Raw genomic sequence first — 14891 nt, 5'->3', positions numbered from 1 at the left:
CTCCTCCGTCCGTGGGACCGGCCGGCCCCTGCTCCCTCAACGGTAGGCCCGATGCGGCCCGCTGGACCCGTCCCTCTGTCAGCACCTCCCCCTGACAGATGTCACCCCTTCCGGGTCGGGACGGCGCGCTCACTCGTGGGGGACGGGGAGGGGGCCGAGGCGGACGTCGGTGGGGTTGTCGATGGCCACGGCGATGCGGTCGTGGAAGACCTGCCCCATCCGCGGCAGCGCGTCGAGCGGGAACCACTGCGCGTCCGTCGACTCGTCGTCACCCGGGCGCGGCTCCCCCGAGACCCAGCGGCACCGGAAGGTGTGGTCGAGGTACTGCCCCAGGTCGCCGTTGACGTGCGTCACCACACCACTCGCCGAGACCCACACGAGCCGCTCCACCTCGGCGACGACGCACGCCTCCTCCTCGACCTCGCGGACCGCCGTGACGTGGGGGTCCTCGCCCGGGTCGACGATGCCGGTGACCGGCGTCCACGCGCCGTTGTCCGAGCGCTTGACGAGCAGCACCTCGTCGGCGCCGTCAGCGGCCGCGCGCAGCACGACCGCCGTGACGCCCGGCATCCACAGCAGCTCGGTGCCGACCATGGTGCGCAGGTGGGAGACGTAGGGAGGGATCGGCATACGGCCGACCCTAACGCCGCCGATAGGGTCGGTCCGTGAGCAGCGAGCCGGGCCAGAGCGCCGTGTCCGAGATCTTCGACCCGAGCGAGTGGGCGCCCGTCGAGGGCTTCGACCTCACCGACATCACCTACCACCGCAGGCGGCCCGTGGCCGGCCGCCCGCACGCGGAGTCGGGCGTCGTGCGCATCGCCTTCGACCGCCCCGAGGTGCTCAACGCCTTCCGCCCGCACACCGTCGACGAGCTCTACCGCGCACTCGACCACGCCCGCATGACACCGGACGTCGGCGTCGTGCTCCTCACCGGCAACGGCCCGAGCCCCAAGGACGGCAAGTGGGCCTTCTGCTCCGGCGGCGACCAGCGCATCCGCGGACGCTCCGGCTACCAGTACGCCGAGGGCGAGACGGCCGACACCGTCGACGCGGCGCGCACGAAGGCCCAGGGCGGCCGGCTGCACATCCTCGAGGTGCAGCGGCTCATCCGCACCATGCCGAAGGTCGTCATCGCGGTCGTGAACGGCTGGGCCGCCGGCGGTGGCCACTCGCTCCACGTCGTCTGCGACCTGACCGTCGCGAGCCGCGAGCACGCCCGCTTCAAGCAGACCGACGCGGACGTGGGCTCCTTCGACGCCGGCTACGGCAGCGCCTACCTCGCCAAGATGGTCGGCCAGAAGTTCGCCCGCGAGATCTTCTTCCTCGGCCGCACCTACTCCGCCGAGGACATGCAGCGGATGGGCGCCGTCAACATCGTCGCCGACCACGCCGACCTCGAGCGCGAGGCCCTGCAGGTCGCCACGGAGATCATGGGCAAGAGCCCGCAGGCCCAGCGGATGCTGAAGTTCGCCTTCAACCTCACCGACGACGGCCTCATGGGCCAGCAGGTCTTCGCCGGCGAGGCGACGCGCCTCGCCTACATGACCGACGAGGCCGTCGAGGGCCGCGACCAGTTCCTCGAGAAGCGCGAGCCGGACTGGTCGCCGTTCCCCTGGTACTTCTGAGACGCCCGTGGGCGCCGCTGGGCGTCAGAGGGTGTCGAGGAGCGCGACGGTGGCCGCGACGATCTGTCGCTGCGCCTCGGGGCGGCTGACCGTCGGCGTGCCGTCGCCGGGCTGCTCGCCGTAGTCGCCGAAGTAGGAGTGCACGGCCCCCTCGACGGGGGTGTATGCCGTGTCGCCCGGGAGCAGGGGCCGGCTCGCCTCGATGTCGGCGGGGGTCGTGAAGCCGTCGCGGGTGCCGCTCACCGACGCGACGGCCAGGTCGCCGCGGTCTGCGAGCGAGTCGACGGGATAGGACGCCCACAGGGCCAGTCCCCGGACGAGGCCCGGGTGGTCGTGGGCGAAGGTGGCCGCGACGACACCACCGAGGCTGTGCCCGGCCAGGGTCCACGACGTCACCTCGGGGTGGCGGTCGATGAACGCGTGGGGTGCCGTCATGGCGAGGAAGCCGATGCCGAAGGGCGGCTTGACAACGAACACGATGACGCCCTGCCGGCTCACCTCCGAGAGCATGGGCACGTAGGCGCGCGGATCGACGCGGGCTCCGGGCTGGAAGACCAGGCCGCGGGTGGGCGTGCCACTCGTCGGCTCGATGACGATGTGGGCCGGGGCGTCGGTGACGCGGACGTCCGCGCTGCCCGACATCGCGGACACCGCTGCGGGCGTCGCCCCGAACGGGCGCAGCCAGATGAGCGCCCCGAGCACGACGACGGTCGCGAGCACCGCCACGACCCGACCGACGACCGTCAGCCATGGCCGGACGGGAGCTTTTCGCGGGTCGTCCGAGCGGTCCCGCACGAGGAGCACGACGCCGATCAGGCCGCTCGCGGCGAGCGCGATGACCTGGGCCGGGTTGCCGGCGAGCAGGACGGACCGGTCGAGGAGGAAGAGCACGAGGGGCACGACCAGCCACAGGATCCCGAGCACGACGGTGAAGCGGGCTCGCGGGCGACGGGGAGCCGTCGAACCGGTGCCCGTCACTCCCTCGTCCGGCACGGTCGTCACGACCTGAGGGTAACCACGGAGCAGGGCCCAGCGGCGGCGGGGACGCCGCCGTTCCGTGGGCAGGACGGCGGACTGTGCCGAAGCCGGTGTCGGGCGCACGACCGGGACCGGGACAAGGCAGGATGTTGGAGTGGAACCGAGCGACGACCGCCGCGCCAGCGCTGGCCGTCGCGCGCCCGGTTCCGCGCCGCGTGATCCCGCCGCGGCGCGCACCCCGCACGGGCCCGACGGTTCGGCCGCTCCCCCTCCCGCCCCCGAGACCCCGGACGTGCCCGAGGGCGGCCGACCGGCGGACTTCCGCCAGCCACCGCGCACCACCGTGGCCAACGCGACGCGCGCCGTCGGTCGCGGGCTCGGACGCGCCGCCTCCGGCACGGCCCGCCTGACCGCCCGCTCCGGACGCTTCGCCGCCGCCAAGGCGCACGCGTACACCCACTCGGGCGGGGCCGGCGAGAGCGGCCTGGCGCGGATGACCGAGCTGCACGCCAGCCACACCGCGGGCGACACGATCATGACGCTGGCCCTGGCCGGCACGCTCTTCCTCAACCCGCAGACGGCTCAGGCCCGCAGCGACGTCGCGACCTTCCTGCTGCTGACGATGGTCCCGTTCGTCCTCGTCGCGCCGCTCATCGGGCCGCTGCTCGACCGCTTCTCGCACGGGCGGCGCTGGGCCATCGGCACGACGCTCGCGGTGCGGGCCTTCCTCTGCTGGGTGCTCGCCGAGGCCATCACCACCGACAGCAGCTGGCTCTTCCCCGCCGCGCTCGGCTGTCTCGTCGCCTCCCGCGCCTACACCATCACGCGGGCGGCGGCCGTCCCACGGCTCCTGCCGCCGGGCACGACTCTGGTGAAGGCCAACTCGCGCGTCTCGATGGCCGGCGTCGTCGGTGCCGTCGTCGGGGGCGCCCTCGGTGGCGTGGCCCTGCTCGCCGGCCCGGCCTGGGCTCTGCGCGTGGCCTTCGTCGTCTTCGTCATCGGCACGGTCCAGGCGATCCGCCTGCCGGCGCGCGTCGACAGCTCGCTCGGCGAGGTCTCCATCGAGGACACGACCCCGATCCCGGTGCGCAGCGCCGACGGCGGCGTCGCGCCCGCGCCCAGCTCGCTCCGCGGCACCCAGCGCGGCTGGGGTGACGACCCGGCCCGGCGGCATACGCCCTCGGAGGGCGAGGCGCTCACGGTCGACTCGCTGGGACCCGTCGGCCGCTTCCGCCGGCGCAAGCAGGCGATCCCGTGGCCCGTCATGCACGCCATGTGGTCGACGGGCGGCACGCGCGTGCTCACCGGCTTCCTCATCCTCTTCATGGCGTTCCTCGCCAAGGAGCACCCCATCGACGGCGTCCGCGGCGAGCTCGTCCTCGCCTTCATCGCGGTCGCCATCGGCGTCGGCAACGGCATGGGCAGCGTCGTCGGCAACGTCGTGCGCGACCAGCGGCCCGAACGCATCGCCATGGTGTCGGTGCTCGCGGCCACGGTCTGCTGCATCGCGACGGGCCTCTGGTACGCCGTGTGGACGCTCGTGATCCTCGGCTTCGTCCAGGGCATGTCCGCGCAGCTGTCCAAGCTGGGCTTCGACGCCCTCGTGCAGCGCGAGGTCCCCGAGAACGTCCGCACGTCGGTCTTCGCGTGGTCCGAGACGATGCTCCAGGTGCTGTGGGTCGTCGGCGGCACCCTCGGCATCGTGCTCCCCCTCAACCCCCACATCGGCTTCCCGGTCTGCGCCGTCGCGCTCGTCTGGACCGTCCTCGTGGCCGCCCGGCAGCGCCGACGCGCCGCCCCCACCGCACCCACCGCACCCCCGAGAGCGAGACGTGCCTGATGGCCGCGCCGTCCCCCCGCCCCCTGGCGGTCCCCGCCGGGCCCGCCGTCCTCGACGTGCTGCCCGACCTCGAGGCGGCCCTGACCGGCCGCTCCCCCGTGCTGCCGTATGCCGCTGACGACCCGCCGCCGTCCCTGCCGTCCCACGACCCCGCCGAGCTGCCCGACGGCCTCGCGGTCGCCATCGGCACGTCGGGATCGACCGGACGACCCAAGCGCGCGCTGCTGACTGCCGACGCGCTCGAGCGGTCCGCCTGGGCCACCCACCAGGTGCTGGGCGGCAGCGGCGCCTGGCTGCTCGCCATGCCCGCGCACCACGTCGCCGGGCTGCAGGTGCTGCTCCGGTCCCTGGCCTCGGGGGTCACGCCCGAGGTGCTCGACCTGCGCGACGGCTTCTCGGTCGCGGGCTTCGCGCGGGCCGCCGACCTGGTGCGCCCCACGAGTGCCGCGCCCCGCCGCTACACGGCGCTCGTGCCGACGCAGCTGGCCCGTCTCGTCGACGACGCCGTCGGGCTCGAGGCCCTGCGCGCCTTCGACGGTGTCCTGGTCGGCGGCGCCGCCACCCCACCGGCCCTCGTCGAGCGCGCCCGCACGCTGGGGGTCACCCTCAGCCTCACGTACGGGATGAGCGAGACGGCGGGGGGCTGCGTCTACGACGGGATGCCCCTGCCCGTCAGCCGGGTCCACGTCGACAACGACCGGCACGTCGTGCTCGGCGGCGACACCGTCGCCCACGGCTACCTCGGCGGGGGCCGCCTGAGCCGGGACGCGTTCACCGTCGACCCCGACGGCGTCCGCTGGTTCCGCACCGACGACCTCGGCCACTTCGACGACGACGGCCTGCTCGTCATCGACGGCCGAGCCGACGACGTCATCAACACCGGGGGCCTCAAGATCAACCCCGGTGTCGTCGAGGACGCCATGACCCGGCACCTCGACGACGTCCTCGACGTCGTCGTGCTGGGGCTGCCCGACCCCGAGTGGGGCGAGTCCGTCTGTGCCGCAGTGACGCTCGTCGACCCGACCGGGCACCTGACGACCCGCCAGGTGCGCGAGCGGCTCCGCGGCATCCTCCCGGACGCGGCGCTGCCGCGACGGGTGCTCGTGCTCGCCGCGATCCCCCAGCGGGGGCCCGGCAAACCCGATCGGGCCGCCATCCGACGCGCCGTGCAGGGCCCCGCCTGAACGGGTGGCAAGATGAGGGTGTCCCACCCGTCGCCGAAGGAGGTCGTCGTGCTGCGCGTCGTGCTCGTCGCCCTCGTGGTCTTCGCCACGATCTACGCCCTGGTCGACTGCCTGCAGACCGACCGGCGGCTCGTGCGGGTCATGCCCAAGACCGTCTGGCTCATCGCGGTGCTCGTTCCCGTGCTCGGCCCGATCTTCTGGCTCGTCGCCGGGCGCAGCGACGCCCGGGGTGGACCCGGTCCCGCCTCGCGCGGCCCCGGCCGGCGACCGCCCGGGCCCCGCGGCCCCATGGGCCCCGACGACGACCCCGACTTCCTCCGCAAGCTGTAGAAGGACCCTCCCGACTCCATGGCCACCCTGTCCCAGTGGATCGAGGGCGCCCGCCCCCGCACGCTGCCCGCCGCCGTCTCCCCCATCCTCGTCGGCACCGGCGCCGCCTACCAGACCGGTCACGTCGTCTGGGCGTATGCCGTCCTCGCACTCGTCGTGGCCCTGTCCCTGCAGGTCGGGGTCAACTTCGCCAACGACTACTCCGACGGCATCCGGGGCACCGACGAGGTGCGCGTCGGGCCCGTGCGGCTCGTCGGCCAGCGACTCGCCGAACCCCGGTCGGTCAAGATCGCGGCGTTCGCCTGCTTCTTCTTCGCCGGCCTCATGGGGCTCGCGCTCGTCGGCCTGTCGCAGCTCTGGGTGATGATCCCCATCGGCGCGGCCGCCATCGTCGCGGCCTGGTACTACACCGGCGGCTCGCGCCCCTACGGCTACCTCGGTCTCGGCGAGCTCTTCGTGTTCGTCTTCTTCGGGCTCGTCGCGACCCTCGGCACGATGGCCACGATGACACCGCCCACCGCCGCCGGCTGGTGGGGCGCCATCGGGGTGGGGGCGCTGGCCTCGGCGATCCTCGTCGCCAACAACCTGCGCGACATCCCGACCGACCGCGAGCACGGCAAGCTCACGCTCGCGGTGCGGATGGGCGAGTCGGGCACGCGTGCCTTCTACGTCGCGCTCGTCGCGGTGGCGTTCGTCATGACCGGCCTGGCGTCGCTCACCTCGCCGTGGGCGCTGCTCTCCCTCCTCGCCGCGCCGCTCGTCGTGCGACCGATGCAGGCCGTCGTCGGGCGCGCCACCGGTCCCGGCCTCATCCCGGCGCTGGCCGGCACGGGGCAGTTCCAGCTGGCCTGGTCGCTCCTGCTCGCCGTCGGTCTCGCGCTCGGGCGCGCCTGACCCGCTGAGCCGCCCTGGGTGGAGGTGGTCCCTCGCGACCCGGCGCGACGGCATACCCACCCGGGGTGCGGCATTCGGCTGACGCAGCCGGGCGGAGGTGCCACCGTGGACGGGTGGCCGAGGAGATCGACGTCGTCGTCATCGGGGCCGGCCAGGCCGGTCTCGCGACGAGTCACGAGCTCGAGCAGCGCGGCGTCGAGCACGTCGTCCTCGAGGCCGACGTGCCGGGCTCCGCATGGCTCGGCCGGTGGGACGGCTTCACCCTCGTCGGGCAGAACCACACGGTCCGGCTGCCCGGCGCGCCCTACACCGGCGACGACCCCCAGGGCTTCATGGGACGCACCGAGATCGCGGCCCACCTGGACGCCTGGGCCGGCCGGCTGCGCGCCCCCGTGCGCTCAGGCTGCCCCGTGCGACGGCTGCGGCAGCGGGACGAAGGCGGCTTCGCGCTCGACACCGACGCGGGGACGGTCGTCAGCCGCGTCGTCGTCGCCTCGACCGGCGCGTACCAGCGTCCCCACCGCCCGCCCGCCTGCGCGAGCCTGCCCGAGGGGCTCCCCGTGTTCGACCTCGCGGGCTACCGCAACCCGGATGCCATGCCCGACGGGCCCGTCCTCGTGGTCGGCAGCGGCCAGAGCGCGTGCCAGGTCGCCGAGGAGCTCGCGCTGGCCGGCCGTGACGTCGTCATGGCCTGCGGGCGGGCGCCGTGGTTCCCGCGCCGCGCCGGCGACCGCGACGTCTTCGAGTGGCTGCTCGACACGCCGTTCTTCGACCAACGCGTCGAGGACCTGCCCACCCCCGCAGCGCGCTTCGGCGCGAACCCGCAGCTGAGCGGTGCTGCCGGCGGGCACGACCTCAACTACCGCACGCTCGCCGGTCTCGGTGTCCGGCTCGGCGGGCACCTCGTCGGTGCCGACGACGACGTCGTGCGGCTCGCGCCGGACCTCGACGCGTCGGTGGCCGCGGGCGACGACGGCTACCGCCTCATCCGTGGGTTCGTCCTCGACCTCTGTGCTCGCGAGGGCATCGAGGCTCCCGACCTGCCGGACCCGCCGCCCCTGGCCCGACGCGGCGTCGAGTTCGTGCCGGTGCGCGAGCTCGGGTCGGTGGTCGTCGCCGCGGGCTTCAGGCCCGACTACGCGTCGTGGGTGGACGTCCCCTGCCTCGTCGACGAGCAGGGCTTCCCGGTGCATGACGACGGCGAGAGCACCGCGGCCCCCGACCTGCACTTCGTCGGGGTCCACTTCCTGCGCCGGCGCTCCTCGGCGCTGCTCTTCGGAGTCGGCGCGGACGCGGCCGTCACCGCGACCCGGGTCGCGAGCCGCCTGGGCGTCCCCGCCTGACCCGCCCCTCCCCAGCTCGAGTGAGCGCCCCGTCAGCGGTCGGCGTTGTGGGGGTCCTCGGTTGCCGCGGCGCCCGTCGTGTCGGCGTCGCGGAGCGGCCCATCGTCCTCGAGGTCCTCGGCGAACTCGTCGCTCGTCGGGTCGACCGTCTGCTTCGCCTCGAGCTTGGCCTCGTGCCGCTCGACGAGCTTGGCCGTGATCTCGTCGCGCATGCCGCGCAGCAGGATGTAGGACGCCGCGGCCGAGGCGATCGCCGACGCCCCGAGCAGGAGCACGGGGTTGTTGCGCAGGCCGATGAGCCAGAAGAGGAAGAGGAACCCGAAGAAGATCAGGATCCGCAGGAGCGAGTAGCGGACCACGGTCACATCCCCGAGTAGTTGTGCATGCCCACGAAGGTCGACACGAGGTTGACGAGCGTGAAGTTGATGATGACGGCGACGTAGCCCGCGAGGGCGATGTACGTCGACTTGCGGTGGTCGACCCCGGCGGTCGCGCGACCGTGCATGTAGGCGGCGTAGACCGTCCAGATGACGAAGGTCCAGACCTCCTTCGGGTCCCACTGCCAGTAGGCGCCCCACGCCTGCTTGGCCCAGATGGCGCCGGCGATGAGCGTGAACGTCCAGAGGATGAAGGCCACCATGTTGAGGCTGTACGCCGTCCGCTCGAGCGAGGCGGACGAGGGCAGCGACTCGATGAAGCTGGGCTTGGCCGGCGGCTTCTCCTCGCGGCGCACGCGCACGAGGTAGAGCAGCCCGATCGCGAAGGCCAGCGTGAAGAAGGCGACGGCGAGGAAGGCCACCGAGACGTGGATGCCGAGCCAGTAGGACTTGAGGGCCGGCATCAGCTCGCCGGCCTCGGTGTAGAGCACGGTGAGCGCGAGGCCGAGCACGAGCAGGATGGGCGTGACGATGAAGACGCCGAGCCACTGCCAGTTGTTGCGCTTGGCGAGCACGCTGTAGGCGGCGCCGACCGCGGCGGCGGCGGCCGTGGCGAACTCGAACATGTTGCCCCACGGCGGCCGGCCCACGGCCAGGCCGCGCATCAGCACCGACGCGACGAGCAGCGCCGAGGCGAGGTAGGTCAGCATCAGGGCGATGCTGCCGCGCTGGCGGCTCTTGAGGCTCTCCTCGAATCCGGGCCCCGCGGCGTACGGCGTCGCCGAGCGACGCTCGGACGGGGCGGGTGCGCCGGCACCGACGAGGACGCCCTCGCGCTCGTTGGCCACGGCCCCGGCCGTGGCCAACGAATCGGCCACCGTGGGTGCCCGCGCGGCCAGGTGCCAGGTGAAGGCGAGCATGGCGAGCGTGTAGACGATCATCGACGCGTAGAGCGCGGCGTTGGCGTTGGCTGCGAGGTTCACGAGCGGTCGGTCCGTTCTGCAAGGCGGTCAGGCACGCCGGCCGCGATCGCGGTGACGATCGCGGCGAGCCCGGGGTCGGAGTCCTTCGAGAGGCCACCGATGGTGACCACGGTAGCCGGTCGCCCGTCGGCGCCGGCAGGGCTGTCGAGGCCGCCGTCGGGCGTGCTGCCACCCGCCGCCGCACCCGACCCGGCCGGGCGCACGCGGACGAAGACGCGGCGGCGCTTGATCGTCAGGCCGAGGATGAGGCCGAGGGTCGCGAGGATGGCGCTGACGAGGCTGATCGGAGCCCCGGGGTCGGTGCGCACCGACAGGCCGGCGAAGCGCTTGACGCTGTCGAAGGTGATCGAGCCTCGGTCGCCGGGAAGCTGGTAGGTCTGGCCGGGCTTGAGGCGGATCAGGGTGGGCGAGCCGTCGGCCTTGGTCACCTGCTTCATCTCGTCGGTGTTGAGCGTGTAGACCGACTGCGGCGCGCCGCCGGGGAAGAGGTTGCCCTCCCACACCGAGAGCGCGACCTCGGGGTTGTTGGTGTCGGGGAAGATCGACACCGGCCCGTTGGTGAAGGTGGGCTCGGCCGTCGGCAGGAAGAAGCCGGTGAACCCGAGCTGCTTGGGCGAGGCCGACGGCACCTTGATGACGCCGACCGAGCGGTAGTTGCCGTCCTGCGGGAGGAACGGGGTCGCCTCCCGGTAGAGGACGGCGCCCTTGGCGTCGCGCACCGTGATGACCGGCGTGTAGCCGTTGCCGAGGAGGAAGATGTCGGCGCCGTCGACGGTGATGGGGTGGTTGACCGAGACGTTCTCGCTCGAGGCCGGGGCACCGGGCGAGCTCTGCAGCGTCGTCTGCGCGTCGAAGAGCCGCGGCGTGCCGAACGAGCGGCCCGGCGTCTCGTTGAACTCGACGTGCAGCTTGTCGAGCGACAGGACGAAGGGCGGCAGCGTCTCGGTGTCGACCCACGGTCCGGGCGAGATCGTGTTGTAGGTGCCGGCGGACGAGGCGAACTTGTCGCCCTCGGCGAGGATGATGTCGCCGCGCCAGCCGAGCAGGTGCCCGACGGCCATCCCGATGATGATGCCTGTCAGGGCCAGGTGGAAGAGCAGGTTGCCGGTCTCGCGGAGGTAGCCGGACTCGGCCGAGACGCTCGTCGCGTCGTGCGAGTGGAGCCGGAACCGCTTGCGCTTCAGAACGGCCCGCGCGGCGGCGAGCGCCTCGTCGGGCGAGAGGGTCGTGGTGACCTCGGCGTGCTCGTCGAGCCGCTGGAGCCGGGCGGGGGCGCGCGGCGGCGTCGAGCGCATCGCCGACAGGTGCACCTTGGTGCGCGGGACGATGCAGCCGACGAGGGAGACGAAGAGCAGCAGGTAGATCGCCGAGAACCACGGCGACGCGTAGACGTCGAAGAAGCCGAGCTTGTCGAGCCACGGCGAGCTCGTCGGGTTCTGCGCGATGTAGTCGGCGACCCGGCCCGCGTCGATGTTGCGCTGCGGGAAGATCGATCCCGGGACCGCGGCGATCGAGAGCAGCAGGAGCAGGAAGAGCGCGGTGCGCATGCTCGTCAGCTGGCGCCAGCCCCAGCGGAGCATCCCGACGGTGCCGAGCGTCGGGAGCGTCGGCTCCTGCCGGTCGGGTCGCATCCCCTTGCGTACGCGTTCGCCGGCCCCGGTGTCCGGCGTGCCCTTCGCGGTGACCGGGTCGGTGGCCGGGTCGGTGGTGGGGTCGGTGCCCGGGCCGCGGCCCGGCTCGGTGGCGGGGCTGGTCGTGGGGTTGGTGTCGGTGCTCATGTCAGATCGCCACCTGGAAGCCGTTGACGAGCCGGACCTGGATCCAGACGATGACGTCCTCCCAGACCCCGGTCAGCATGAGCACACCCACGGCGACGAGGAGCAGTCCGCCGACGTTCTGGAGCGCCCGGCGGTGCCGGCGGAGCCAGTCGCTCGCCGTGCCGGCGCGCTCCCACAGGGCCGCCATGAGCACGAACGGCAGGCCCAGCCCGGTGGAGTAGACGGCGGCGAGCGCGAGGCCCCGGCCGATCGAGCCGGACTCGGCGGAGATCGGGGCGGCCATGGCCTGGATGGCCCCGAGCGTCGGTCCCATGCACGGCGACCAGCCGATGGCGAAGGCGGCGCCGAGCAGGGGTGCACCGGCGAGTCCGGCACGCGGTCGCCAGCTCACCGGGGCGGCATACGACCGACCGAGCCCGAGGAAGAGCAGGCCCATGACGAGGACGACGGCGCCACCGACGCGCAGCAGCGCGCTCTGGTGCTCGCGGAACGCGAGGCCGAGGGCCGAGACCGCGGCCGCCGCGATGAGGAAGACGACGGTGAAGCCGAGGACGAAGAGCATTGCCCCCACGACGAGCCGCCCGCGCGACCGCTTCTCGAGCGACACGTCGGACAGGCCGGTGACGTAGCCGAGGAAGCCCGGCACGAGCGGCAGCACGCAGGGCGACGCGAACGAGACGAACCCGGCCACGAGCGCGACGAGCGCGGCCGCGAGGAGCGACCCGGAGGCGAGCTCGGTGCCCACGGCGCGACCTCAGGCCTTCTCGGCGAGGACGTCGTCGACGAGGCCGAGCAGGGTCGTCGTGGAGACGGGACCGGAGACCCGGGCCGCGATGCGGGCCTGGTGGTCGAGCACGAGGGTCGTCGGGGTGGCCGAGGCCTTGCCCTGGAGGGAGAGGATCGGGATGCCGCCGTCGTAGGCGAGCGAGGGGTAGGTGACCTTGTTGGCGGTCTGGAAGGCGAGCCCGGTCTCGGGGCCTTCGAGCTTGTCGAGACCGATGAACTCGACCTTCTTGCCCTTGGCCTGCACGGTCTCCCACGCCTTCTGCAGGGCGGGGGTCTCCTCGATGCACGGCGGGCACCACGAGCCCCAGACGTTGACGACGAGCACGGTCCCGGGGCGCTCGGCGCTGCTCCACGGCTTGCCCTCGAGGGTCGTGCCCTCGAGCTTCACGGGCTCGCCGCGGTCGGTGGCGGGCAGCTGCTCGATGGATCCGTCGCCGGCGACGTAGCCCTTGCGGTCACCCGAGCGGGCTTGGTCCGCAACGGAGTTCGGGTCGGACGAGCAGGCTGCGGCGAAGGTCACGAGACCTCCGGCCATGGCGACGGCGCCCCACCGCAGCGCGGCGCGTCGATCGAGGTGGTCCATCAGGCGCCCACGCTCTTGCTCGCCCTCGCGAGCAGGGCCGCGGCCGGCTCGGAGTACGCGATCGAGGCGAGCTCGTCGCCGCGGTAGGTCAGCGACGTCAGCGAGGCGAGCGTGCACTCGCGCTTGCGCGGGTCGTGCCAGAGGCGCCGGCCCTCGAGCTTGTTGCGCACCGTCCAGACCGGCAGCTGGTGGCTGACGACGACGGCCTCGTGGCCGCGGGCCGCGTCGCGCGCGTCGGCGACGGCCGCGAGCATCCGTGTCGCGATGTCCTCGTAGGGCTCGCCCCACGAGGGCTTCGTGATGTTGCTGAAGAGGTGCCAGTTGCGCGGGTGGAGCAGGTCGCGGAAGCTGACGCTGCGGCCCTCGAACACGTTCTCGGACTCGATGACGCGCGCGTCGGTGACGATCTCGACGTCGTGGTCGGCCGCGATCGGGGCCGCCGTCTCCTGGGCCCGCTCGAGCGGCGACGCGACGACGTGGGTGATGTCGTTGACCTCGAGGTGGGCCGCGACGAGGCCCGCCATCTCGAGGCCGAGGGCCGAGAGGTGGAAGCCGTCGAGGCGGCCGTACAGCACGCCGTCGGGGTTGTGGACCTCGCCGTGTCGCATGAGGTGCACGACCGTGAGGTCGTCGGCGCCCGGCGCCGCCCCGCTCGTGCTCTCACCCATGCGCGACAGTCTCTCAAACGTCGTGCTCAGGACCGAATCCGCCTCCGAGCCTGTGCACCCCCTGTGACGAGCTGCGACGCCGCTTCACCGCGCCCCACGCGTACGCCCTCGGTGAGCCCGCGCGACGCGGGTGGCGGACGTCACGCCCTTCGTGGAACGCCGGGCGACGGCCGTCCGCCGCGACCTACACTCCGGGACGTGTCGTGGTCACTCTGGCTCACGCTCGTCGCGACGGGCGCGCTCATCTCCTTCACCCCCGGGGCGGGGGCCGTCAACACGATGGCCAACTCGCTCGGGTCGGGCTGGACCCGCTCGATCTGGGGCATCCTCGGCCAGCAGGTCGCGCTGCTCGCCCACATCGCGGTCGTGGCCGCGGGTGTCGGTGTCCTCGTGGCGAGCTCGCCCGTGCTCTTCGACGTCATCCGGTACGCCGGCGCGGCCTACCTCGTCGTTCTCGGGGTGCGGCAGTTCCGCTCGCGCGCCGCGGCGGCCGGGGTCGCGGACGTGGCGCCCGAGCCGGCGTTCTCGATGTTCCGCCGTGGGCTGCTCGTCAACCTCACCAACCCGAAGGCCGTCGTCTTCTTCCTCGCCTTCATGCCGCAGTTCATCCGGCCGGAGCAGCCGCTCCTGCCGCAGTACGCCGTGCTCGCCGCGACGGTCGTCACCATCGACGTCGTCGTCATGTGGTTCTTCTTCGCCGCGGCGGCACGCGGGCTCGGGCGGCTGACCCGGCGAGAGTCGGGCCGGCGCACCCTGAACCGCGTCTTCGGCGGGCTCTTCGTCGGCGTCGGCATGCTCCTCGCCGCCGTCCGCTAGGGCGCCTCGGCGTCAGACGAGCTCCGGCACGTCGAGGTGCGCGATGGCGAGGGAGAACTCGCCGATCTGGGTGATCCGCATACCGGTCTCCTGCACGAGGTCGGCCCGCAGGCCCATGGCTGCATTCCGGGTCGCCATCATCGCCTGCGGCGAGTCGTACGTCGCGGTGACGCACGACCGTCCGGAGGGCCGGTCGATGAAGAGGCTGGCGCTGCAGAAGCCCTCGAGCTGCTCGACCCGCGGCATGATGCCCATCCGGAAGGCGTCGAGCATCCGGTCGACCATGGCCGGGTCGCCGTCGGTCCACGTCACCCGGGCGCAGCAGCCGTCGGCCACGCGGTGGTCACGGTGCAGGTAGGCGATCTCCCACTCCTCGACGGTGGCCTCACCGCCGAGCAGGTCGGCTGCCTGCCGACGCAGCGGGACGACGGTGTCAGCGGTGGCGCGCATCGCTGCCTCGTCACGCCACGCCGTCGTCACGATGCACTGGCCGCTGACACGGTCGGCGACCATGGACAGTCCGACGCAGCCGTCCATCGCCCTGACCTGCGGCATCACCACGTCCTGCACGTGTGCGATGCCGCTCTCGATCATGCCGGGACGGCCCAGGACCGTCGTGGAGCGTGCGTGCACGACCCCACCTCCCTCGGTCGGGGCGGCACCCCGACGGCGCCGCCGTCACCGACCAGCCTCCTCCACGAGGGGC

General features: G+C 73.1%; 16 protein-coding genes. 7 read left to right on the top strand and 9 right to left on the bottom strand.

Going from position 1 to position 14891, the window contains the following annotated elements:
• Positions 1–129: 129 nt before the first annotated feature.
• Entirely contained in the window at positions 130–630 is a 501-nt protein-coding gene (locus tag ASG96_RS02780; RefSeq protein WP_057586454.1) for an NUDIX domain-containing protein, read from the bottom strand.
• Between the two features lie 35 nt (positions 631–665).
• On the opposite strand from ASG96_RS02780, the gene ASG96_RS02775 reads away from it, so the two are divergent.
• The gene (locus tag ASG96_RS02775) at positions 666–1625 is read left to right on the top strand and encodes a 1,4-dihydroxy-2-naphthoyl-CoA synthase (protein WP_056759883.1); all 960 of its coding nucleotides are present in this window, start codon (positions 666–668) and stop codon (positions 1623–1625) included.
• A gap of 24 nt (positions 1626–1649) precedes the next feature.
• On the opposite strand, the gene ASG96_RS02770 is transcribed toward ASG96_RS02775, so the two are convergent.
• The gene (locus tag ASG96_RS02770) at positions 1650–2627 is read right to left on the bottom strand and encodes an alpha/beta hydrolase (protein ID WP_082591579.1); all 978 of its coding nucleotides are present in this window, start codon (positions 2625–2627) and stop codon (positions 1650–1652) included.
• Between the two features lie 130 nt (positions 2628–2757).
• Between ASG96_RS02770 and ASG96_RS02765 the strand changes: the two genes are divergently transcribed.
• From ASG96_RS02765 to ASG96_RS02745, 5 genes are all read left to right on the top strand, one after another.
• Positions 2758–4443: an MFS transporter gene (locus ASG96_RS02765; protein WP_235509036.1), complete on the top strand. Its 1686-nt coding sequence runs from the start codon at positions 2758–2760 to the stop codon at positions 4441–4443.
• Positions 4443–5627 carry an o-succinylbenzoate--CoA ligase gene (gene menE / locus ASG96_RS02760; RefSeq protein ID WP_056759888.1) on the top strand — a complete coding sequence of 395 codons (1185 nt, stop codon included), beginning with the start codon at positions 4443–4445 and terminating at the stop codon, positions 5625–5627. The genes ASG96_RS02765 and menE overlap by 1 nt, the downstream gene beginning before the upstream one ends.
• A 12-nt stretch (positions 5628–5639) precedes the next feature.
• Positions 5640–5957 carry a PLD nuclease N-terminal domain-containing protein gene (locus tag ASG96_RS02755; protein ID WP_056759890.1) on the top strand — a complete coding sequence of 106 codons (318 nt, stop codon included), beginning with the start codon at positions 5640–5642 and terminating at the stop codon, positions 5955–5957.
• An 18-nt stretch (positions 5958–5975) separates the two neighbouring features.
• Entirely contained in the window at positions 5976–6851 is an 876-nt protein-coding gene (locus ASG96_RS02750) for a 1,4-dihydroxy-2-naphthoate polyprenyltransferase (protein ID WP_056759892.1), read from the top strand.
• A gap of 113 nt (positions 6852–6964) precedes the next feature.
• On the top strand, positions 6965–8194 hold the full coding sequence (locus tag ASG96_RS02745; protein WP_057586451.1) for an NAD(P)/FAD-dependent oxidoreductase: 1230 nt from the start codon (positions 6965–6967) through the stop codon (positions 8192–8194).
• A gap of 32 nt (positions 8195–8226) precedes the next feature.
• On the opposite strand, the gene ASG96_RS02740 is transcribed toward ASG96_RS02745, so the two are convergent.
• From ASG96_RS02740 to ASG96_RS02715, 6 genes are all read right to left on the bottom strand, one after another.
• Complete coding sequence (locus ASG96_RS02740) at positions 8227–8553, bottom strand: DUF4229 domain-containing protein (RefSeq protein ID WP_057586740.1); 327 nt, start codon at positions 8551–8553, stop codon at positions 8227–8229.
• A gap of 2 nt (positions 8554–8555) precedes the next feature.
• Positions 8556–9554, bottom strand: a complete 999-nt coding sequence (gene ccsB / locus ASG96_RS02735) for a c-type cytochrome biogenesis protein CcsB (protein WP_057586450.1) — start codon at positions 9552–9554, stop codon at positions 8556–8558.
• Positions 9551–11185 carry a cytochrome c biogenesis protein ResB gene (locus ASG96_RS02730; protein ID WP_057586738.1) on the bottom strand — a complete coding sequence of 545 codons (1635 nt, stop codon included), beginning with the start codon at positions 11183–11185 and terminating at the stop codon, positions 9551–9553. The genes ccsB and ASG96_RS02730 overlap by 4 nt, the downstream gene beginning before the upstream one ends.
• A 148-nt stretch (positions 11186–11333) precedes the next feature.
• A complete protein-coding gene (locus tag ASG96_RS02725) occupies positions 11334–12077 on the bottom strand; it encodes a cytochrome c biogenesis CcdA family protein (protein ID WP_057586449.1) in 744 nt (247 codons plus the stop codon).
• Positions 12078–12086: 9 nt separating this feature from the next.
• Positions 12087–12701: a TlpA disulfide reductase family protein gene (locus ASG96_RS02720; protein WP_082588865.1), complete on the bottom strand. Its 615-nt coding sequence runs from the start codon at positions 12699–12701 to the stop codon at positions 12087–12089.
• Positions 12701–13369: a histidine phosphatase family protein gene (locus ASG96_RS02715; protein WP_057586447.1), complete on the bottom strand. Its 669-nt coding sequence runs from the start codon at positions 13367–13369 to the stop codon at positions 12701–12703. Before ASG96_RS02715 ends, ASG96_RS02720 begins: the two co-directional genes overlap by 1 nt.
• 198 nt (positions 13370–13567) lie before the next feature.
• Between ASG96_RS02715 and ASG96_RS02710 the strand changes: the two genes are divergently transcribed.
• A complete protein-coding gene (locus tag ASG96_RS02710) occupies positions 13568–14185 on the top strand; it encodes a LysE family transporter (protein ID WP_057586444.1) in 618 nt (205 codons plus the stop codon).
• Positions 14186–14197: 12 nt separating this feature from the next.
• Here ASG96_RS02710 and ASG96_RS02705 read toward each other — a convergent pair whose 3' ends face one another.
• Positions 14198–14818: a hypothetical protein gene (locus ASG96_RS02705; RefSeq protein WP_056759902.1), complete on the bottom strand. Its 621-nt coding sequence runs from the start codon at positions 14816–14818 to the stop codon at positions 14198–14200.
• Between the last annotated feature and the right edge of the window lie 73 nt (positions 14819–14891).

This window comes from Terrabacter sp. Soil810, from assembly GCF_001429645.1.
Classification (GTDB): Bacteria; Actinomycetota; Actinomycetes; order Actinomycetales; family Dermatophilaceae; genus Terrabacter.
This window is presented reverse-complemented; position numbering and strand designations above follow the sequence as displayed.